General features: G+C 68.7%; 20 protein-coding genes. 9 read left to right on the forward strand and 11 right to left on the reverse strand.

Annotation, left to right across the window (positions count from 1 at the left end; translation table 11 throughout):
• Nucleotides 1-62: 62 nt before the first annotated feature.
• The 9 genes from DDE13_RS03065 to DDE13_RS03105 form a co-directional block, all read right to left on the reverse strand.
• A complete protein-coding gene (locus DDE13_RS03065; RefSeq protein WP_162630836.1) occupies nt 63-1,217 on the reverse strand; it encodes an MFS transporter in 1,155 nt (384 codons plus the stop codon).
• Nucleotides 1,218-1,244: 27 nt separating this feature from the next.
• Nucleotides 1,245-1,931 carry an aspartate/glutamate racemase family protein gene (locus tag DDE13_RS03070; protein WP_162630837.1) on the reverse strand — a complete coding sequence of 229 codons (687 nt, stop codon included), beginning with the start codon at nt 1,929-1,931 and terminating at the stop codon, nt 1,245-1,247.
• A 4-nt stretch (nt 1,932-1,935) separates the two neighbouring features.
• Complete coding sequence (locus tag DDE13_RS03075; protein ID WP_111401336.1) at nt 1,936-3,225, reverse strand: TRAP transporter large permease; 1,290 nt, start codon at nt 3,223-3,225, stop codon at nt 1,936-1,938.
• Complete coding sequence (locus tag DDE13_RS03080; protein WP_111401338.1) at nt 3,225-3,746, reverse strand: TRAP transporter small permease; 522 nt, start codon at nt 3,744-3,746, stop codon at nt 3,225-3,227. The genes DDE13_RS03075 and DDE13_RS03080 overlap by 1 nt, the downstream gene beginning before the upstream one ends.
• Before the next feature lie 72 nt (nt 3,747-3,818).
• On the reverse strand, nt 3,819-4,817 hold the full coding sequence (locus DDE13_RS03085; protein ID WP_111401340.1) for a TRAP transporter substrate-binding protein: 999 nt from the start codon (nt 4,815-4,817) through the stop codon (nt 3,819-3,821).
• Between the two features lie 196 nt (nt 4,818-5,013).
• Nucleotides 5,014-5,874: a MurR/RpiR family transcriptional regulator gene (locus DDE13_RS03090; RefSeq protein ID WP_111401342.1), complete on the reverse strand. Its 861-nt coding sequence runs from the start codon at nt 5,872-5,874 to the stop codon at nt 5,014-5,016.
• A gap of 60 nt (nt 5,875-5,934) precedes the next feature.
• Complete coding sequence (locus DDE13_RS03095; RefSeq protein WP_111401344.1) at nt 5,935-6,702, reverse strand: 2-keto-4-pentenoate hydratase; 768 nt, start codon at nt 6,700-6,702, stop codon at nt 5,935-5,937.
• Between the two features lie 170 nt (nt 6,703-6,872).
• Nucleotides 6,873-7,976 (reverse strand): ParB N-terminal domain-containing protein, encoded by a 1,104-nt coding sequence (locus DDE13_RS03100; RefSeq protein WP_111401347.1) that lies wholly within the window; start codon nt 7,974-7,976, stop codon nt 6,873-6,875.
• A 1-nt stretch (nt 7,977) separates the two neighbouring features.
• The gene (locus tag DDE13_RS03105) at nt 7,978-9,297 is read right to left on the reverse strand and encodes an AAA family ATPase (RefSeq protein WP_111401349.1); all 1,320 of its coding nucleotides are present in this window, start codon (nt 9,295-9,297) and stop codon (nt 7,978-7,980) included.
• Between the two features lie 370 nt (nt 9,298-9,667).
• Between DDE13_RS03105 and DDE13_RS03110 the strand changes: the two genes are divergently transcribed.
• Entirely contained in the window at nt 9,668-10,378 is a 711-nt protein-coding gene (locus DDE13_RS03110; RefSeq protein ID WP_111401351.1) for a DnaA N-terminal domain-containing protein, read from the forward strand.
• 96 nt (nt 10,379-10,474) lie between these two features.
• Here DDE13_RS03110 and DDE13_RS03115 read toward each other — a convergent pair whose 3' ends face one another.
• Complete coding sequence (locus tag DDE13_RS03115) at nt 10,475-12,040, reverse strand: bifunctional GNAT family N-acetyltransferase/carbon-nitrogen hydrolase family protein (RefSeq protein WP_111401354.1); 1,566 nt, start codon at nt 12,038-12,040, stop codon at nt 10,475-10,477.
• 61 nt (nt 12,041-12,101) lie between these two features.
• Nucleotides 12,102-13,571 (reverse strand): alpha/beta hydrolase, encoded by a 1,470-nt coding sequence (locus DDE13_RS03120; RefSeq protein ID WP_111401356.1) that lies wholly within the window; start codon nt 13,569-13,571, stop codon nt 12,102-12,104.
• Between the two features lie 346 nt (nt 13,572-13,917).
• On the opposite strand from DDE13_RS03120, the gene DDE13_RS03125 reads away from it, so the two are divergent.
• The 8 genes from DDE13_RS03125 to DDE13_RS03160 all read left to right on the forward strand — a co-directional run bounded on the left by DDE13_RS03125 (nt 13,918) and on the right by DDE13_RS03160 (nt 20,177).
• Nucleotides 13,918-14,178 carry a type II toxin-antitoxin system Phd/YefM family antitoxin gene (locus DDE13_RS03125; protein WP_111401358.1) on the forward strand — a complete coding sequence of 87 codons (261 nt, stop codon included), beginning with the start codon at nt 13,918-13,920 and terminating at the stop codon, nt 14,176-14,178.
• A gap of 10 nt (nt 14,179-14,188) precedes the next feature.
• Nucleotides 14,189-14,596 (forward strand): type II toxin-antitoxin system VapC family toxin, encoded by a 408-nt coding sequence (locus DDE13_RS03130; RefSeq protein ID WP_111401360.1) that lies wholly within the window; start codon nt 14,189-14,191, stop codon nt 14,594-14,596.
• Between the two features lie 166 nt (nt 14,597-14,762).
• On the forward strand, nt 14,763-14,864 hold the full coding sequence (gene pqqA, locus DDE13_RS03135; protein WP_111401477.1) for a pyrroloquinoline quinone precursor peptide PqqA: 102 nt from the start codon (nt 14,763-14,765) through the stop codon (nt 14,862-14,864).
• A gap of 22 nt (nt 14,865-14,886) precedes the next feature.
• Nucleotides 14,887-15,783 (forward strand): pyrroloquinoline quinone biosynthesis protein PqqB, encoded by an 897-nt coding sequence (pqqB, locus tag DDE13_RS03140; RefSeq protein ID WP_111401362.1) that lies wholly within the window; start codon nt 14,887-14,889, stop codon nt 15,781-15,783.
• Entirely contained in the window at nt 15,780-16,535 is a 756-nt protein-coding gene (gene pqqC, locus DDE13_RS03145) for a pyrroloquinoline-quinone synthase PqqC (RefSeq protein ID WP_111401364.1), read from the forward strand. Before pqqB ends, pqqC begins: the two co-directional genes overlap by 4 nt.
• Nucleotides 16,532-16,813 (forward strand): pyrroloquinoline quinone biosynthesis peptide chaperone PqqD, encoded by a 282-nt coding sequence (pqqD, locus tag DDE13_RS03150; protein WP_111401366.1) that lies wholly within the window; start codon nt 16,532-16,534, stop codon nt 16,811-16,813. Before pqqC ends, pqqD begins: the two co-directional genes overlap by 4 nt.
• The gene (gene pqqE / locus DDE13_RS03155) at nt 16,810-17,904 is read left to right on the forward strand and encodes a pyrroloquinoline quinone biosynthesis protein PqqE (RefSeq protein WP_111401368.1); all 1,095 of its coding nucleotides are present in this window, start codon (nt 16,810-16,812) and stop codon (nt 17,902-17,904) included. The genes pqqD and pqqE overlap by 4 nt, the downstream gene beginning before the upstream one ends.
• A gap of 143 nt (nt 17,905-18,047) precedes the next feature.
• Complete coding sequence (locus DDE13_RS03160) at nt 18,048-20,177, forward strand: AAA family ATPase (RefSeq protein WP_222626014.1); 2,130 nt, start codon at nt 18,048-18,050, stop codon at nt 20,175-20,177.
• Nucleotides 20,178-20,213 lie beyond the last annotated feature (36 nt).

Here is a 20,213-nt window from a genome sequence, read left to right on the forward strand (position 1 = left end):
GGTCCCCCATGCATTGGCCGGACCAGACCCGCGCCAGCCCCGAAACGCAACTCACATCCGGGTCAGGCCCGGCGCCCGGACCCCGCCAGCAGCCCCAGCGCCAGCAGGGCCGCCGCCGCAAGACCCAAGGCAAAGCCCGCCACGCCGAACCGCGCCAGCACCGCCCCCAGCGCGAGCGGCACAAGAACCCCGCCAAGGTTCGTGACCAGCATGGTGTAACCGATGGCCCCGCCCAGCCGGTCCGCGGGCGCGATCCCCGCCGTGACCGCCACATGCAGGCCAATGGCGGCGCAGATGGTGAATCCCAGCAAGAACCCCGCCCCGGCGACAAGCCCCGGCATTCCAAGCGCCCCGGCACCCCACAGGGTCCCGGCCCCCGCGACGGCCACGACCAGAAGCCAGCGCAATGCGGCCCGCGCATCGCCGCCGAACAGCCGGTCGGCGGCCACACCCCAGAACACGCGCCCCGCGAAGGTGCCCAGATGCAGCGCCCCCAGACCGAGCGCGAGCGCATACCCTGCCGCCCCGCGCTGGATCAGGTCCGGCAGGAACGCCCAGAGCGCGAATTGCCCGCCATTGGTCAGCCCGGCGGCCAGGTTCGCGCGCCCCAGCCCCGGCAGGCCCAGCACGGCGCGCAACGTCGCCACGGGCCGGAACGGCACGCCACGACCCGGCGCCACCCGGTCGCGCGGCAGGAACGCGACGAACAGCGCCGACAGGCACGCCGCCACCAGCGCCGCCGCCCAGATACCCGCCTGCCAGCCCCATGCGGCCCCAAGCGCCGCCGTGGCGCTGCCGATCGCCGCCCCGCCCGGCACGCCGGTTTGTTTCAGGCTCATCAGCGTCGTGCGCCATGCGGGCGTGAACCACAGCGTCACCGCGCGCCCGGCGGCGGGGTTGATGACCCCGTAGCCCAGACCACACAGCGCAACGCCACCGCCCAACGGCGCGAAGCCCCGCGCGCTCGCCGCAATCGCCAAACCCGTCGCGACCAGCGCCGCCGCCAGCGCCAGCGCGCGGCGCGTGCCCAGCCGGTCGCTGACCAGCCCGCCGGGCAGCGACGCCGCCGCCAGTGCCGCGGAATAGAAACTCGCCAGCGCACCCACCTGCACCGCGGTCAGGCCCAGATCCGCGGCGATGCGCGGCCCCGCCGTCAGCACCGACAGAAGCGACATCGCCCCCAGCGCATGGGCCGACAGGATCAGCCCGAACCGCACTCCGTCCCTGCGCGCCTGCCCCATCGGTCAGGCGGGCACCGCCCCGGCCTGCCGGTCGGGCGCGCGGGTCCCCAGGGCCACCCGCAGCGTGGCGATGGCCGCGGTCGTCCCGTCGATGACCGGCACCGGCACGCGCGGCTGCAACCGCGCCGCAAGCCCCGCCAGCGGCCCGCCGCCCAGAACGATGCTGTCCACCCGATCCGCGCGCGCCGTGTGCTGGCACAGCGCCAGGATCTGCGGCGCGAACACCTCGCGGATATCGCCGGGATCGTCCGGCACCGGCCCTTCGGCCATGTGCATCGCGCACAGCCGCCCACCATGGCCATAGCCCTCGGCGGTGCGGCGCAGCGCGTCGGCCATGGCGGCCGCGAAGGACACGATGGCCATGCGCGGCCCGATCACCGACGCCATGGCATAGGCCGACTGCGCAATGCCCACCACGGGCCGCGCGGTCATGGCGCGCACGGCCTCCAGCCCGGTATCCCCAAAGGATGCAAGCACGATCCCGTCCACCTCTCCGGTCCAGTCGGCCAGCGTGCGGGTCACGGCCCCCTCCGCCGCGCGCGCATCCTCGGGCGTCACGATCAGCTCGGGCGCGCCGCGCGCGCAGATCGTGGTGATCCGCTCGCCGGGCAGGCAGGCCGCCTGCGCCGCCTCGTCGATGCGTGCCGTGACCGTAGGCGACGCGTTGGGGTTCACTACAAGAAGTCGCATCCCGTCACCCCAGCAGCACGGAAGGCAACCACAACGAGATCGCCGGGAAGATGTTGATCAGCGCCAGCGCCACCAGCATCGCCCCGATGAACCACATCAGCGGCGGGATGATCTGCCCGATGGTGATCTTGGCAATGGAACAGGTGATCAGCACCACCGATGCCACCGGCGGGGTCTGCTGCCCGATGCCAAGGTTGATCGTTACGATCAGCCCGAAATGCACCCGGTCGATGCCTAGCTGGTCCGCCAGCGGCAGGAAGATCGGCACCAGCATCAGGATCGCGGGCGTGCCATGCACGATGGTCCCCGCCAGCAGGAAGAAAACGTTGATCGCCAGCAGCACGACCCAGTAGCTTTCGGAAATCCCCAGGATCGCCTCGGCGATGTCCTGCGGGATGCGCTGGTTGGTCAGGTACCAGCCCAGCAGGGTCGATGTCGCCACGATGAACATCAGCATCGCGCTGCGCTTGCCCGCGATGCGCAGGGTATCGACGAAGCTCGCCCAGCTCAGCGTGCGATAGATGGTCGAGGCCATGACGATGGACCACAGCGCCGCCACGGCCCCCGCCTCGGTCGCGGTGAAGATGCCGCCAAGGATGCCCAGCAGGATCAGGATCGGCAGGGTCAGCGGCAGGGCGGCGTCCTTGCCGGTCTCACCCACGCGCGCCCATGAAAACGCGCCCTCGGTCGGATAGCCGCGCCACACCGCCAGCCCGTAGGCCGTCATCAGCAGCAGGAAGCACACGAGGAAGCCCGGCAGGATGCCCGCCGCGAACAGCTCCGCGATGGATGCGTTGGCGACATAGGCATAGAGGATCAGGTTCAGCGACGGCGGCACGATGATCGCCATCGTGGCCGATGTGGACGTGACCGCCGCCGCGAAGGCCGCCGAATAGCCGCGCTTCTTCATCTGCGGGATCATCACGGACCCGATGGCCGCCGCGTCCGACGTGGCCGTCCCCGAGATCTCGGAAAAGAACAGCGACGTCAGGATGTTCACATGCGCCAGCCCGCCGCGGATATGCCCCACCAGCGACGCGGCGAAGGCGATCAGCTTCTCCGCGATCTTGCCCTGGTTCATGACCTCCCCCGCGATCATGAACAGCAATGCCGCGACCAGCAGGTAATTGTTTGCCCCGCCGAAGGGGATCAGCCCGATGATCATCGGCACCACCGCCGGGTCGAGGAAGATCATCACCGACGCGGTGACGCCCAGCACATAAGCGATGGGCACGCCCATCATCAAAAGCGCCACGAGCAGGATCAGGATCAGGTATCCGGGTTCCATGAACATCAGTCGTCCCCCTCGGGCAGCAGGTCGTCGGGATGGATTTGGCCCAGCACCAGCCCCACGAGCCGCACGAGGCACACGCACAGGATCAGCGCCCCCGCCACCGGCACCGCCCCGCGGAACAGCACCATGGGCAGGTCCACGGAAATCAGCGTGCGCCCCGTGAAGCTGATCGCCGCCAGCCCCCCGAACCACATCAGCGCGGCGCCAAAGCCCCCCATCAGCACCTGGTTCACGCAGACCACCACCCGCTGCATGGCAGGCGGCAGGCTCCGCGCCACGGAATCGAACCCGAGATGCTCGTTCGTCCGCGTCAGATACGCCGCCCCGATGAAGGTCAGCATCGCCAGGATATGCGCCGGCAACTCCTCCCCCCACGACACCGACGCGTTCAGGATGAACCGCGCGAACACGGCATAGTTCAGCAGCACCAGAAGGATGCCCGCCACGACGATCACGAACAGATCGAGCACGCGGCACATCCAGCGATCGACGACGATCACGGTCTTTCCAAGGGGATCCATGGCGGTTCCTTGCAGATGTCGGGGGAAACGGGCGCGGGCGGGATCACCCGCGCCAACCGGCTCAGTTCAGGCTCAGTTCAGGCCCAACGCCGCGCGCGTGGCCGCGATCATCTCGGGGCCGATGGCGTCCGTGAACACCGGGTCGTCGTACAGCGGCATGGCCGCCGCCTGGAAGGCCGCGAAATCGACCTCGTTCACGGCGATCTCCGCCGACAGTTCCTCCACAACCCGCGCATCCGTCTCGTCACCCCAGGCGAATGTCCAGGGCGCCGTCTCGGCGGCGATGCGCAGCAGCGTCTCGCGCACGTCGGCATCCAGCCCATTCAGGAACGGCTCCCCGAACAGCAGGAAGGTCGGCAGGTAGACATGGTTCGACAGCGACATGTACTCCTGCACTTCATACAGCCGCGCGCTCTGCACCACCTGCGCGGGGTTCTCCTGCCCGTCGATCACACCCTGGTCGAGCCCGGAATACACCTCCCCGAAGGACAGCGGCGTGGCGTTCGCGCCCAGCGTGTTGAACATCGTGACCCGCTGGCGGCTGGTGGGCGTGCGGATCTTCAAACCCTCCAGATCCGATGGCGTCACGATCGGGCGCACCGAATTGGTGATGACCCGGAACCCGTTGTCCCACAGCGCCGCCAGAACCATGCCCTGCCCCGCGAACCCCTCCGCCAGCAGATCGAACGCGGGCGAGGCCGCGAAATCCTGCACCTTCTCGCGGTTCTCGAACAGGTATGGCAGGTCGAACACCGCCGCGCGCGGGTTGATCTGCACCACCGCCGACGCCGACAGCGATGCATGATGCGTGCCGAAACCCAGCCCCTGCAACACGTCCTCTTCGGACCCCAGCGTGTTGCCCATGAAGACCTGCACATCGATGTCGTCGGGCAACTCCGCCTCGACCCGGCTTTCGAATTCCTGAAGGAACACATGGGCGAAACTGCCGTCCGGCAGCGACGAATTGATCTGAAGCACGGTCGGATTGGCCAGCGCGGCCATGGGCAGGCACGCCCCCAGCGCCGTGGCGGCAAGGGTCGCGCGGATCGTGCGATAGTTGGCAAACGGCATGGTGTAACCTCCGGTTGGTATGTGTCCGCGGGCCGTCACACCGACCCGTCCAGACTTCGGTAAGTTATTTTCTCAATATACTTTCATGAAAAATGATTTTCACAAGCGGTTTCTGCCAGCCAGCCCCGGATTGCCGCTTCCGGCGGCACCATTGCACGGCGATTGAACAGGTTTCGGGCGATTCCGGGGGTGCGGTCTATAACTCGTCCAGCGAATCGTGCAGCGACTCGACCGCCAGCAGGCGCTTGCGCCCCGCCGGGCCGGACCGTTCCAGCACCCGTGTCGCCAGCAGGTGGCACAGCGCCAGCACCGCGGCATGGTTGAACAGCACGCCCGGCGCCGTCGTCTGCACGCGCATCCGCCATTCCGGCGCGAACCCCGCCGCATCGGCCCCCTGCCCCGGCGCGATATCCGTCACCAGTGCGCAGCGCGCGGGCCCGCGGCCCAACTCGCGGCAGACGGCCGCGAAGGGGCGCACAGTCCGGCGCAGCCCGAAGACCACGACCACGTCGCCTGCCCGGATGCTGCACAGGCTTTCGGCCAGCGTCTGCCCCGCCTGCGGCAGCAGCGTGACATTGGGCAGCACCTGCCCCAGTTGCGCGCCCAGGTAGACGGCGAACGCCTGCGCGGTGCGGAAGCCCAGCACCCAGACCCGGTCGGCCCCCAGCATCGCGTCGGCGATCGCGTCGACCTCGGCCAGCGACAGCGCGGCGAAACTGTTCTCGACGTTCAGCCGCCCCTGCGCGATCTGCGCCGCCAGCGCCGCCTCCGGCCCCGCGGCATCGACCGGGGTGCGGAACACCGCCGCGCCGGCCTGCTGCGCGGCCCGCGCCGCCTGCCGCGCCTCGTCGAAGCTGCCATAGCCCAGCCTGCGCACGAAGCGCGTGACCGTCGCGTTCGACACGTTGGCCAGTTGCGCCAGTTCCGTCGCCGAATAGCTCGCGATCTCGCCCGGAAAGGACAGGATCGTTTCCGCCAGCTTGCGCTCGCTCGGGTGCAGCGCGTGCAGGACCGCGCGAATGCGGGCGATATAGGACCCTGTCAGATCGTCAGCCATTGTGCAGCCTTACCCGATTTCCCCCGCCGGGAAACGGCGAAACCACGCCCCCTGCCCCGCTCAGTCGATCCGAACCGACACCGTGCCGCAGCCGTCGATCCAGCCGTCCACCGGCGTGCCGGGCGCGACATAGGTCAACGGGTGCAGCGATCCGGTGATGACGATCTGTCCCGGTTTCAGACCGCCGCAATGCCCCCCGATCATCGCCGCAAGCGCGTGCAGCGTCTCGCGCGCATCGCCGCCGGGCACCGTGGCGGGGCCATCCAGCAGGGTGTCCTCCCCCGCCGTCATCCGCGCCATGGCCCCCGTCAGCGGCCCGCCGTCCCAGCCGCGCAGCGTCGGGCCGATCACCAGCGCCGCGTTGATCTGCGCGTCGGCCAGCTTGCTCAGGGGGTCGGTCGCGGCGGGACCGTCCAGCCGCGTATCCACCAGTTCGATCACCGCCAGCGGCTCAACGCAGCCGCCAAGCGCCTTGACGAAATCCTGATCGTCCGGGTCGGGCAGCGGCGCGGCGATCCGCAGCCCAAGCTCCAGTTCGATCCCCAGCGGCCCGCCGAACAGGCTGGCCATGGACGTGCCGCTGTCGATCACGTCTCCGGCCATGATCGGCGCCATGATCTGCGGCTGTCCGGGCTTGCGCGCGGTCTTGAACCCCGCCACCGGCCCGCGCCGCGCGGCCACCGCGGCCTGCACCGCATAGGCTGCGGCGGCATCCACAGGCGCCGCATCGCAGCCCGCGCGGTGCGCGGTTGCAAAGGCTTCGAGGATCGACCGGGCAAGGGCGGGCGCCGTGTCAGGGTCGGGCCGGGGGCGGATATCCTGTGTCATGGCACCGCCTTACACCGCCCCGGCCTTGCCCGCCAGCCTGCGGGAACCGGCGGAGACGCGAGCCGCAATGTGCATAATGCAACCATTATGCACATAAGTCAGGCTGGATTGCAGCCATCCGGGGTAACCCACGGGTTACCCAATGTGCGGCCGTAACCCATGGGTTACCCTCAAAGCGACGTAACCCGTGGGTTACGCGGCCGCGGCGGCTCCGCCTCCAGCTCCGCCTCGAAGGCCCGGATCGCGCGTTCCAGCCGGTCGCGCGGCACGTCCGCGAAATCCCGCGTGCTCACGATCCGGCACTCGCCGCTGCGCGCCGTGACCTTGGTGCTGCCAACGTGGAACTCGTACTTCTCGCGCCGCTCCCGCGGGGCCTTGGCCGCCGCTGCGGACTTCTGGCTCGACCGCAGGAAGAACGCCAGCGTCTCCGCCTGATCCTCGGGCGCCGCGCAAGCCGTCAGCGACCGGCGCAGCATCGCCGTGCGATCCGGCTGCGCCTTCAGAACCCGCGCCAGATCGACGCCAAGGTTCCGCGACACCGCCTTCGGCCACTTCAGCGCGCCTTCCAGTTCGGTCAGCAGGAACACGAAGCTGCGGATATAGGACCGCTTCATCTTGTGCAGCGACGCGTAAAGCCGGCCCACCATGGCATCAGGGTGGTCGCCCTCCACCTCCGGGTCGCGCGCGGCCTGGATCGCGACCTGCGCCATCTCGGCGAAAGTCAGATCCTCGCGGACCACGTTCTCCTCCACCATGTCGATATAGCGTGAGACCCGGTCCGGCGTGGTCGCCTCGCCGCCCGGCTCGACCCGCGCGACCACGCGCAGGAAATCATCCTCGCCAGTTTCCGCCAGCAACTGTTTCAGCGCGGTCAGGCGCCGCCAGCCTTTCTTGAGCTGGTATTGCCCGGTGGCATCGCGGTAGACCTCGATCGGTTCGCGTTGCCCGCGCGCGCGGATGGATGCCTTCAACTCCTCCATCTCGTCGGATCGCGCGACCGCCTCCAGGTCGAGCCGGTCGCGCGGCAGATCGTCCGTCGCCACGTCGCTCAGCAGGAGCGTGACGAGCACCCTGCCCTGTGCTTCCGCCGCGCGCCACGCCTTGGCGTCCTCGGCGTTCTTGCGGCGCTGTTCGATCTTGGCCTCGGTCGTTTCCGCAAGGCTCGCCGCCGCCTCGCGCACCGCGGCGCCCATGGGGCCGACATTGCGTTCGCGCTTCGCCGCCGGTTTCGGATCGATGGGATCGAAGCCGAACTTGTTCTTGCTGCCGGTCATCTCAGGCCCTCTTCTTCGTCTGCGCCACGCTGTCGGCATGGTCGCGCCATGCCGCGAGCAGCGTGCCGCGGAATTCGTCATAGGCACGGTCGAAGCTTTGCCGCGCGCGTTTCCACGTGTCGCGGGTCATCTGCCGGTAGTCCTGTTCGTAGACCGACATCTGGAAGCGGCCCGACTGCTCCACCGCGCGGGTCATCTCGATCGGATGGTCGCAGACGTCGTCGCCGAACACGTTGCGGAACGCACCCATCATCGCGACGTGCAGCGGATTGGCCGGCTCGAACCGGGTCATCAGCAGCCGCACGTCGCGGAACGTCTTGGGCAGGGTGATCCCCGCATCTTCGGCCAGCGCGCCGAACCCGTCGGAGATGTCGGCCATCGCGTCGCCGAGCTGGCCGAGATAGCTGGTGGTGCTGTCGTATTCCCAGTAGCCGGGACCGGAGGGGATGTAGAGGATGTCGGCGGCGAACGCCGCGTTCAGGGATTGGTAACCGATGGCCGGGGGACAATCGAAGATGATGAGGTCGTACTGGTCGTCCGGCAATTCGTCCAGATAACGGTCGACGCAGCCGAAGAACGACCATGCCTTGTGGAGCGACCGGTATTGCGCCGAGGCGAATTCGACGAAGGCCGCATTGGCGCAGGACGGAATGATGTCGATGGTGGGCCAGCAGGTTTTCTGGATGAAGTCCTGAAAGCGTTGCGCCCCGATGGACTGCACGTCCTCGGGCAGTTCGTCCGAGGACGGGTAGGGGCAGTCGTCGGGGTCGTCGTAGCCGGCGGCGATCCGGTCGGCTTCGCGGCACAGATCGCGGCACATGATGCCCCAGACCGTGTGCCATTCCTTCACCTCGGTCAGGCCCATGGAGTGGGTCAACGTCGCCTGCGGGTCGAAGTCGATGCACAGCACCCGGTAGCCGTCGAGCGCGGCGGCATTGGCGAGGTGCTGGGCCACCACGGTCTTGCCGACGCCGCCCTTGAAGTTGCTGACGGCGACGCGCATCGCGCGGCCCTTGGGTCGGTCGGGCAACAGCGACTTGCCGCGGAAGCGCACCCGGCGCCGCAGTTCGTTGATTTCCTCAAGTGTGAACCAGCGCTGGCGGCCGTCGTCCTGGGTCATGCCCTGGGGCAGGGAGGGATCGTCGGCCAGCTTCTTGCGCAACGTGTCGGCGGGGACGTTGAACATGAAGCTGGAAATCTCCCATATCGAGAAGGCGCGGAGGGATTTCACCTCCGCCGGAGAGAAGGTCGCCTTGCGCACCGCGGATTGCTGCGCGAGGCTGCGTTCGTTCATGGATTGAAGGTCGGTATGATCCCGCATCGGGTGCCTCGTGTTCTTGCCTGCTGGAATTGGAATAGCGGGATTTTCCGAATTTTGCAAAACATGATTTTTTCCGGAACGGCCGGAAAGAACGGGAGATTGCACGGAAGGGACAAACGATTTGCGCGAGATCACCGCAAGATTGGGTGGCAGCACTGTCACCTCATGACAGGATAGGGTGACAGCTTGCGACCGAATGGGTGACATATGGTGTCCCGCTACACCTATAACCCCAAGATCTTTTCGAGGAAGGATACAGAGGTCTGAAATCCCGGTTTTCCTTTTCGTTTGACAGAAAACGGGATTTCCTGCTCAATCCCCGTAACGAGAATCGTGGCGATCAGCGCGATCCGACAGAGGCAGAGTAGCGATGCAACCCGTGCGCATGACGGGCCCCGGTGCCGGGGTTCACAAGTATGACATCCTGACGGCATTGGCCATTGCCGGCTTGCACGGCAGCACGGTGCAGCAGGTGTCGGCCCTGCGGCTGATCGCGTTGATCACGGCGCGATACAACTGGCAGCGCAACGAATTGTCGATCGGGCAGGCGGAGATGGCGCGGATCTGGGGGGTCGATCCGCGCACGGCGAAGCGCGAGGTCAAGCGGCTGGTGGCGTCGGGGCTGCTGGAGATCGTGCGGGCGGGCGTCCGGGGCCGGGTCGCAAGTTACCGGCTGAACCTTGCGGTGCTGGAGGAGCGCTCGCGCCCGGTCTGGGAGTGTGTCGGCCCGGATTTCGCGGATCGGGCCGGGCGGCTGCTGGCGCAGCGTGCGGGGCGGGAAGCGCCGGGCAACGTCCTGCGGGTGGATTTCGCCGGACCGCGTGCGCCCGAGGCAGCGGGGCAAGGGGTCGATCCCCGCTGGCAGGCGGTGCTGGAGAGGCTTGCCGCCGAAAGCCCCGAGGATTTTGCCAACTGGTATCAGCGGCTGTCGCTGGCAGGCTGCGAGGGCGGGGCCGTGTGCCTGCACGCACCGAATGCGTTCGTCACGTCCTATGTGGCGACCCATCTGGCGGCGCCGCTGGAGGCGGCGGTGACGCAGGTTTTTGGTGCAGGGCACCGGGTGTCGCTGCGCGCGGGGTAGGGCGCGGGGTGCTGTGCAGAAGGGCGCGATTCTGCGCGGCAAGATATGCAGGCTGTTGACCTGCGGGATCCGTGTTTGACGGGTCTTCGACCGGCCTCAGCCCCCGTCGGCCCACCGGGTGCGGTAGAGGTCGAAGCGACGGTCGCGCAGGTTGCGCACCGACCCTTGGGCCCGCGCCCATTGCACGGTGGCGAGGTTGAGGTCGGCGACGATGATCATCTCGACATTTTCCGACGCCTCGGCGGCGATGCCGTCGCGGGCGAAGGGGAAATCGCAAGGCGTCAGGATCGCGGATTGCGCGTACTGGATGTCGATGTTGCTGACGTTGTCGAGGTTTCCGACCATGCCCGCGGTCACGACGTAGCACTGGTTTTCCACCGCGCGGGCCTGGCAGCAATAGCGCACGCGCAGGTGCCCGTGGCGGGTGTCGGTATTGTAGGGCACGAAGATCACCCGCGCGCCCTGGTCGGCAAGGCGCCGGGCGGCTTCGGGGAATTCGCTGTCATAGCAGATGAGCACGCCGACGGGGCCGCAATCGGTGTCGATCACGTCCACGCTGTCGCCGCCCTTGATGTGCCACGAGGCGCGTTCGTCGGGGGTGGGGTGCAGCTTTTCCTGGGTGTGCACGGTGCCGTCGCGCAGGAAGACATAGCCCACGTTGTGGATGTCGCCGTCATCGGTGACGGTGGCGTGGCTGCCGCCGACGATGTTGATGGCGCGGCCGATGGCCATGGCGCGCAGGCGTTCGACGAACTCCGCCGTGTGGTCCGAGGTCCGCTGGATCGCCTGTTCGGGCGGCAGTTCGGTGGCTTCGCAGGACAGCAGCTGCAGGGTGAAATGTTCGGGGAAGACTACGAAATCGGCGCCGTATTCGGACGCGATGTTCACGAAGTAGTCCACGTTGGCGTAGAACTGGTCGGTGTCGCGCAGGGTGCGGGCCTGAAGCTGCACTGCGGCGACGCGCACGACCTCCGGGTCGGTGCGGGTGATGGGCTGGGCGGCGTCGGGGTCTTCGTAATAGGGATTGTGCCAGAGCATCAGCGCCGCGTGGCCGCCGGAGGCCTTGTCCTCGGGGGCGTAGCGGGGCAGGGCGTGGGCGGGCATGAACCCGGCCTTCATCTGGAAGGCCATCACGGGATCGCGCAGGTCGCCGCCGCGCACGGCGTCGATATAGGCCTGCGGGTCGGGATGGGTCTTGCGGTGGCGCCGGAAGCCCGGCAGGCGCCCGCCGAAGGCGATGCCGCGCAGCCCGAGATCGATGCAGAGCCGTTCGCGCGCCTGGTAGAGCCGCTTGCCCAGCCGCAGGCGGCGGTGGGCGGGATCCACCATCACCTCGATCCCGTAGAGCCAGTCGCCGCGGGCGTTGTTCTGGCTGGCATAGCCGGCGCCGGTGACCTCGTCCCAGGTGTGTTGGGCCATGACGCGGGCTTGCGTGACACGCAGGGTGGCGGCGTAGCCGGCCACCTGCCCGTCATAGAGCGCCACGAAGGTGCCCTTGGCGAAGGCGTTGATCTGGCCCGCGATCTGGCCATGGGTATAGGGGCCCTGGTCGGCATAGACACGGCGGGACAGTTCCACGATGCCGGGCACGTCGCGGGGTTCGGCGGTGCGAATTTCCAGCCGGGCGGCGGTGCTGCCGGGGCGGTCGGGCGTGTCGGTCATGATGCGGTCCCTTGCGGTGTCTGGGCTGGGGTATCGTCTGCGGCGTGCCGTGCCAAGCCGGTCAGGGCAGCGCGAAGAGCGGCGTGCTGGCGGCGAGCGCCCAGGCCAGGGCCAGCGCGCTGCCGATGGCGGCGGTGGTCGTGCCCGCGCGGGCGGCGGTGAGGCGGGCGAAGCTGCCATAGACCAGCCAGAAGAGCAGGAGCACCGGCAGCACCGTGAAGATCAGGCCGAGCGGCCGGGGCGCTGCGATCATGGTCGCGGCGAGCGCGGTCAGCAGGATCAGCCGCGCCAGCACCCGCCGCCAGAGGGGCGCGCCATGGGCGAGGGCGGCGTCGGCGACGGCGAAGGGCAGCGCGCCAAGCAGCAAGAGCACCATCAGTCCCGCGCGCGGACCCATGGGAATGAAGGCGGAGAAGGCGGCGTCGAGCACCAGCGCGAACACGAGCCCCCATGCGACGAGCAGGGCGAGCGCGCGCAGGCGGGGCCGGTCAGGCCGCCAGCCGCCACGGGCAAGCACGGCAAGCTGCGCGGCGCCCCAGACCCCGAGGAACGCGGCGAGCGGGACGAAGCCCGCGACGGTCCCCTGGTCCTTCAGGAGCACCATCGCGGCGGCGGCGGGCAGCACGGGCAGGGCGATGGCCGCAAGGTAGCGCCGCCGCGACGGGGGCGGCGGGGCCGGACAGGGGGGACCGGCCAGCATGGACAGCGGAAGGTAGGCCACGACCACGGCCCCGAGCAGCACGAGCATCGCCGGGCCGAAGCCCGCGGCCACGGGACCGACGGGCAGGCCGCCCGTGGCGATGGCGATCCAGTCGCGGGCTTCCTCAAGGGTGGTGGGGCTGTAGAGCACGCCGACATGTTCGACATTCGGCGCGGCGACGGCGCGGCGCTGCACGGCGCCCGCGGTCGCCGTGTCGCCCTCGGCCGCCGCCGGGTCCACCTGTTGCAGAAACCGCAGGCCGACGTCGCGCAGGCGCTGTTCCCACGCGCCCGACACGATCAGAAGGTGCTCGGGGAAATCGGCGGTCACCGTGTCGGAATACATGGAGATCGCCACGATCGCGGCCATGTCGGGCAGGCGCTGTGCGGCGCGGATCGTCACGTCCGTCGCCATGGAATGGCCCACGAGTGCCAGCGGGCCGGCTCCCGCGCCCGGCAGCGCGCGCGCCGCCTGCGCCACGGCGAAGGTCTGGTCCACGAGCGCGGCGGTGGTGCCGTCCACGGTTTCCACCTGCGGCGACATCAGGCCGGGATGCCGCCCATGGCCGATGAAATCGAAGGCGACCACCACGGACCCGGCGCGCGCGAGCGTGAAGGACAGCGCCTGCATCATCTGGCGCGACCCGGCGAAGCCATGCGCGACCACCACGAGCGGCGCGCCGTCGCGCGGAGTGACGGGGCGGTAGACCGTCGCGGGCGATCCGGCCAGCGTGACCCTTTCGGTGCGCAGGTCGCCACGCGTGCGGTCGATCTGCCAGAGTGCTGCCAGCGCCGCGATCACGGCCAGAATGCCGATGCCGATGCGTATCATGGTCGTCCTTGTCTTGGGTTCCGTTGGGTCCTGATCTAGCAGGCTGGCGGGAAAACGGAACGCGGGGATGCCTTGGCACCGCGCCGAAGAGGGGTCTGGCCCGAGCCTCCCTCCGGAAGTGTGCTTTGGCGATGCCGCGTGTCATGCTGACGACAGCGATTCTTTCGCGCATTCCGCCTTGCTCTGGCGGATCGCTGCGCCCTCCTTGGCTCGGGCGCGGCCCCTGGAGGCAGGGTGTCGATGCTGGGAACAAGATCGCATATCCGTCCTTGGTAGCCCTCGGGACTTGCCGGACGGCGCAGGATAATATATCTAGACAGCTATCTAGCCAGCTCAGGACGGATCGATGCTGACCCTTCAGGATGCCAAGAACCGATTCAGCGCCGTGGTCGACGCTGCGCTGTCCGGTCACCCGCAAGAGGTCACGCGCCGGGGCAAGCCCGTGGTCGTGGTCCTGTCGGTGGAAGAATACCGCCGCCTGCTGGGGCAGGCGCAGGCGCAGCGCGAAAGCTTCGCCGCGCATCTGATGAGCTTCCCCGGACCGGCTGCCCACGATGCCGCTGACATCCCGCGCGCGCAGGCGGTGCCGCGCGACGTGGTCCTGTGATCGGGGCGCCGTGATCTACATTCTCGATACCAACGTGATTTCGGCTGTGCGGCGGGCGGATCGTGCACCGCAGGTGGCCCGCTGGCTGGCCGCGCGGGACGAATCCGACCTGTTCCTGAGCGTCGTCACGCTGGGCGAGATCGAGCGCGGCATCGCCTTGCAGGATCGGCAGAACCCCGGCTTCGCCGGCGACCTGCGCGCGTGGATCAATCGCACGGTCACCCTGTTCGGGGATCGCATCCTGCCGTTCGACGACCGGGACGCGCGGCACTGGGGGCAGTTGTCGGCGCGGATCGGGCATCCCGGCGCGGACCTGATGATCGCGGCGCAGGCGCTGGCACGCGACGGTATCGTTGTGACGGGCAACACCGTCGATTTCGCCGCGACCGGCGCGCGGCTGGTTGACCCGTTCGCCTGAGCCGTTCGCGCAACGCCGGGGCCCGTGGGCCGGCAAGGCGGCATGCACGCGTCTACGACCCTGATCCGACCAAGGTCGGGTAGCGGGGGCGGGGCGGCGCCGCCTAGGGTGCGGGATGTGCCGGGCATCCCCGGCACGTTCCTGAAACCCCATGAGGGAGGACCCGATGGCCTGGACGACACCGATGATCCGCGAGATCGAATGCGGCATGGAAATCAACATGTACGGACCCGAGCACGAAGACGACGCCCGCGGCGTCCTGTTCTGATCGGCGGGCGCGGGGTCGCGCGATGGGATTCCGCGCCCTTGTTCTCGGGGCGGCGGCCGGGGGTGGCCTGCCGCAGTGGAATTGTGGCTGCGCGAACTGCAATGCCGCCCGCGCGGGCAGGATCCCGGCGCTGACGCAATCCTCGCTTGCGGTGACGGGCAACGGGCGCGACTGGGCCGTGTTGAACGCCTCGCCCGATATCCGGGTGCAGTTGGCCGGGGCGGCGCCCTTGTATCCGACCGGACTGCGGGATCTCCCGCTGCAGTCGGTGCTGGTGACGAATGGCGATATCGACCATGTGGCGGGCCTGCTGACCCTGCGGGAGGTGCAGCCCTTTGCGCTGTATGCCACGGCGGGCATCCACGCGGTGCTGGAGGCCAACCCGATCTTCGGGGCACTGAGGCCGTCTGTGGTGCCGCGCGTGGCCGTGGCGCTGGAGCAGCCCGTGGAGATCGCGCCGGGGCTGAAGGCGGTGCTGTTCCCGGTGCCGGGCAAGGTGCCGCTGTATCTGGAAGGGGACGCGGTGCAGACCGACCTGATGGGCGAGCAGACCGTGGGCGTGGAATTGCGCGCGGGCGGGCGCGTGGCGTTCTACATCCCCGGCTGTGCGGCGCTGACGGATGGCCTGCGCGATCGGCTGCGCGGGGCTGACGCGGTCTTTTTCGACGGCACGCTGTGGTCGGATGACGAGATGCAGCGCACGGGGCTGGGCACCAAGACCGGCGAGCGCATGGGGCACATGTCGATGGCGGGGGAGGCCGGTTCCATCGCGGCGTTTCGCGATCTGAACGTGCGCCGCAAGGTGTTCGTGCACATGAACAATTCCAACCCGGTGCTGGATCCGCGCAGCCCGGAACGCGCCGAGGCCGAGGCCGCGGGCTGGACCATCGGACAGGATGGAATGGAGATCACGCCATGACCGACGGCAGAGACGTTTTCGAGGCGCGCTTGCGCCGGATCGGTGCCGAACGCTACCACGACCTGCACCCGTTTCACGACCGGTTGCATGGCGGGCGCTGCACCATCGACGAGGTGCGGGCCTGGGTCATCAACCGCTATTATTACCAGCATTCGATCCCCATGAAGGACGCGGCCTTCATGAGCCGGGTGGACAACCCCGACCTGCGCCGGGCGTGGCGGTCGCGGATCGAGGATCACGACGGCACGGCGGAAAACGAAGGCGGCATCCGCCGCTGGCTGCGGCTGGCCGAAGCGGTGGGGCTCGACCCGGATTACGTCGCCTCCACCCGTGGCGTGCTGCCTGCGACGCGCTTTGCCGTCGATGCCTATGTGCGGTTCGTGCGCGACAAGTCGCTGCTGGAGGCGGTGGCGGCCTCGCTGACGGAACTGTTCGCGCCGAAGATCCATTCCGAACGGATCGCGGGGCTGCTGAAGAACTACGATTTCGCGGACGACAGCGCGCTGTCCTATTTCCGGAACCGCTTGCAGGAGGCGCCGCGCGACGTGGCCTTCGGGCTGGGCTGGGTGCTGGATCACGCAGACACGGCGGAAAAGCAGGACGCGGCGGCGGCGGCGCTGACGTTCAAGACCGATGTGCTGTGGGCGCAGCTCGACGCGCTGTGGGGCGCGTATGTCGAGCCCGCGCGCATCCCCCCGGGCGCGTGGCGACCCGACGAAGGGCTGCGCGTGGCGGCGCGGAAGGCGTCATGATGGAAGCGACGGATGTCCCAAGCCTGCCACGCGGCGTGCGCACGCGCTTCGACGATGTGCGCGGCGTCTGGGTGCTGCTGGCGCCGGAACGGGTGCTGATGCTGGACGAGATCGGGCTGGCGATCCTGGACGAAGTGGACGGCACGCGCGATTTCGGGACCATCACCGCTATGCTGGCCGCGCGGTACGACGCGCCCGCCGACCGGATCGCGGCGGATGCAGCGCGGTTCCTTGGCGGGCTGCGCAACCGGCGGTTCCTGGACGTGGTGGCGGCATGATCGGGATCGCGCGCCCTATCGCCATGCTGGCGGAACTGACCCATCGCTGCCCGCTGTCCTGCCCCTATTGCTCCAATCCGGTGGAGTTGACCCACAAGGCCGGCGAATTGCCGACCGAGGTCTGGGTGGATGTCTTCGCGCAGGCCGCGGCGATGGGCGTGTTGCAAGTGCACCTGTCGGGGGGCGAGCCCGCGTCGCGGCGCGATCTGGAAGAGCTGGTCGCGGCCGCGGCGGGCGCGGGGCTGTATACGAACCTCATCACGTCCGGGATCGGGCTGACGCGGGACCGGCTTTTGGCGCTGGAGGCCGCGGGGCTGGACCATGTGCAACTGTCCTTGCAGGGCACCGACGCGGCCATGGCCGACGCGATCGGCGGCTATCGCGGTGGGTTCGATCGCAAGATGGAGGTCGCGGGCTGGATAAGCGACATCGGCTTTCCCCTGACGCTGAACTTCGTGATGCACCGGCGCAACCTGCACCAGTTGCCCCGCGCGCTGGAAATGGCCGAGGAGATGGGCGCGCGGCGGATCGAGGTGGCCACGGTGCAGTTCCACGGCTGGGCCATCAGGAACACCGGCACACTGATGCCCACGCTGGAACAGGCGCGGGAGGCTGACGCGATGGTGCGCGACGCGCGCGCGCGGCTGGGCGGGCGGCTGGTGATCGACTATGTTCCGGCGGATTACCATGCGGAGTTTCCGAAACGTTGCATGGGGGGCTGGGGGTCGTCCGGGTTCAACGTGATGCCGGACGGCACCGTCCTGCCTTGCCACGCGGCGCAGACGATCCCGCATCTGAGCTTCGACCGGGTGCAGGACCGGCCGCTTGCCGAGATCTGGTACGAGGGTGCGGCGTTCAACGCCTATCGCGGGACCGACTGGATGCAGGAGCCGTGCTGCAGTTGCAACCGGCGCGAGATCGATTTCGGCGGCTGCCGCTGCCAGGCGCTGGCGCTGGCGGGGGATGCGTCGGCGACCGACCCGGTGTGCAGCCGCTCGCCTCACCGCGACAAGGTGCGCGCGCTGGCAGATGCGGCGGCGGCGGACGCGGGGGCGGCGCTGGTGTACCGGACCTTCGCGCCGGTGCCATAGGCCCGGAAAGGCCGCATTTTTCCCGATCACGGATGCGTCAGCGGCCATGACAGCCGCCGGCCCATGGCGTATCCCCCACCGGGTACCTAGATGGTATCCGGATTGCGCAGGACGGCATCTCGCCCCGGCGCCAGCGAAGGGAGATGCGTGTGCGGCTTGTCCAGTTTCAGGTGCGGGATTTCCGGTCGGTCGATACCAGCGGATGGATGACGGTCGATGATGTCACGGCGCTGATCGGCGTGAACGAATCCGGCAAGACCAACCTTTTGTTGCCCCTGTGGAAGCTGAACCCTGCGCGCGAGGGCGAGATCGAGCCGACCTCGGACTATCCCAAGCCGAAATTCGGCGAGATCCGGGCCGATCCCGGCGCCTACTGGTTCATCGAGGCGGAATTCGTGCTGGGGCCGGTGGCGGAAAGGGTCGCGGGCCTGTCGGGTCTGCCGCTGACGGACGCGTCGCTGGTCCGGGTGCGGCGGTTCCATGACGGGCATTACGACCTGTATTTTCCCGAACATGCGGTCATCACGACCATGCCTGCGACGGATCTGGCTGCAATTCTTGGCCGGTCGCGCGCGCTGATCGACGAGGTGATGCCGCTGCGCGATGAGGGCGCGGTCTATAATGCCGTGCTGGCCGAGATCGACGCGATCATGCGGGAATTGCACGATGGCGACGCGCGGGAGGCCGGGGCGCTGGCGGACATGCGCGACCGGATCATGGCGGCGCTGCCGCCCGAGCCGGACGAGAAAAGCGCGCTGGTGCCGCTGGTGCGGGATCTGGCGGCGGCACTGGTGCGCGAACAGTCGCGGCTGGAGGCCGTGCCGCCCCATGGCCGCGAAGGCGTGCGCGCGGCGGTGGTCAAGGCGCTGCCGAAATTCGTCTACTATTCCAATTACGGGAACCTCGATTCCGAGATCTACCTGCCCCATGTGGTCGAGAACCTCGAACGGGAGGATCTGGGCACCAAGGAGGCCGCGAAGGCGCGCACGCTGCGGGTGCTGTTCGGCTTCGTGCGGCTGAGCGCGCAGGAGATCCTCGATCTTGGCAGCGACGTGCTCAAGCCGTCGCAGGCGGAGCCGAAGCGGTCGGGCTGGTTCGGGCGATCGCAGAAGCAGCCCGACGAGAAGGACCTTGAAAAGATCGCGGAGCAGAAGCGGACCCGGTCTATCCTGCTGCAATCGGCAGGCACCGACCTGACGCGCAGCTTCAAGGACTGGTGGCAGCAGGGCGATTACCGGTTCCGGTTCGAGGCGGACGGGAATTTCTTTCGCATCTGGGTGTCGGACAGCCGCCGCCCGGCGGAGGTGGAGCTGGAGAACCGCTCCACCGGCCTGCAGTGGTTCCTGAGTTTCTACCTCGTGTTCCTGGTCGAAAGCAAAGGTGCGCACCGGGATGCGGTGCTGCTGCTGGACGAGCCGGGGGTGTCGTTGCACCCGTTGGCGCAGCGCGACCTTTCGGCGTTCTTCGAGCAGTTGGGGCGGACCAACCAGATCATCTATACCTCCCACTCGCCGTTCCTGGTGGAGGCGGATCGGCTTGACCGGGCGCGGAAGGTTTATGTGACCGGCGACGGCACGACCAAGGTCACTGCGCATCTGGGCGGGGCCGAGGGCACCGATACCCAGCGGGGTGCAGCCTATGCCGTGCAGTCGGCGCTGAACCTGAGCGTGGCCGAGGGGATGATGCCCGAATGCCTGCCGGTTCTTGTCAGGGGCCGGGCCGACCAGCATTACCTGACCGCGATCAAGACGCTGCTGCTGGGGGCGGGGCGGATCACGCCGAAGCGGGAGATCGTCTTCGCCCCCGCGGGCGGCACGCGCACGGCGCATATCATCGCCGAGATCCTGACGGGCCGGGAAGACGCGTTGCCGCGCGTGCTGCTGGACGGCGACGCGGAGGGCGTGGCGATGGGCGATGCGCTGCGCGCGGACATCTACCGCGACCTGCCCGGCCGGGTGCTGGACGTAGCCGCGCTGGTGGGCATGGACGGTGCCACGGTCGAGGACCTGTTCCCGCGCCGGTTCCTAGCCGAGGAGATGGACCGGATCGAGCGCACGGCGGAACTGCGGCTGTTCGACATCGTGAAGCCGGACCGGCCCTTCGTGGCGCAGGTGGATGCCTGGGCGGCGGAGCAGGGGCTGAAGCTGGCGTCGGAATGGCGCGAGGACCTGGCCCTGCGGGCCAAGCGCCGGGCCCTGCAGATCGGGGTGGCGGCGTTTGACGGCGACATGGCCGCCTGCTGGGTGGCGGTGTTCGCGCAGCTTGACGGGTAGCGCCCTTGTGTCCGGCGGCGGGACGCGGGAAGCTGC

Source organism: Meridianimarinicoccus zhengii (genome assembly GCF_003254465.1).
Lineage (GTDB): Bacteria > Pseudomonadota > Alphaproteobacteria > Rhodobacterales > Rhodobacteraceae > Meridianimarinicoccus > Meridianimarinicoccus zhengii.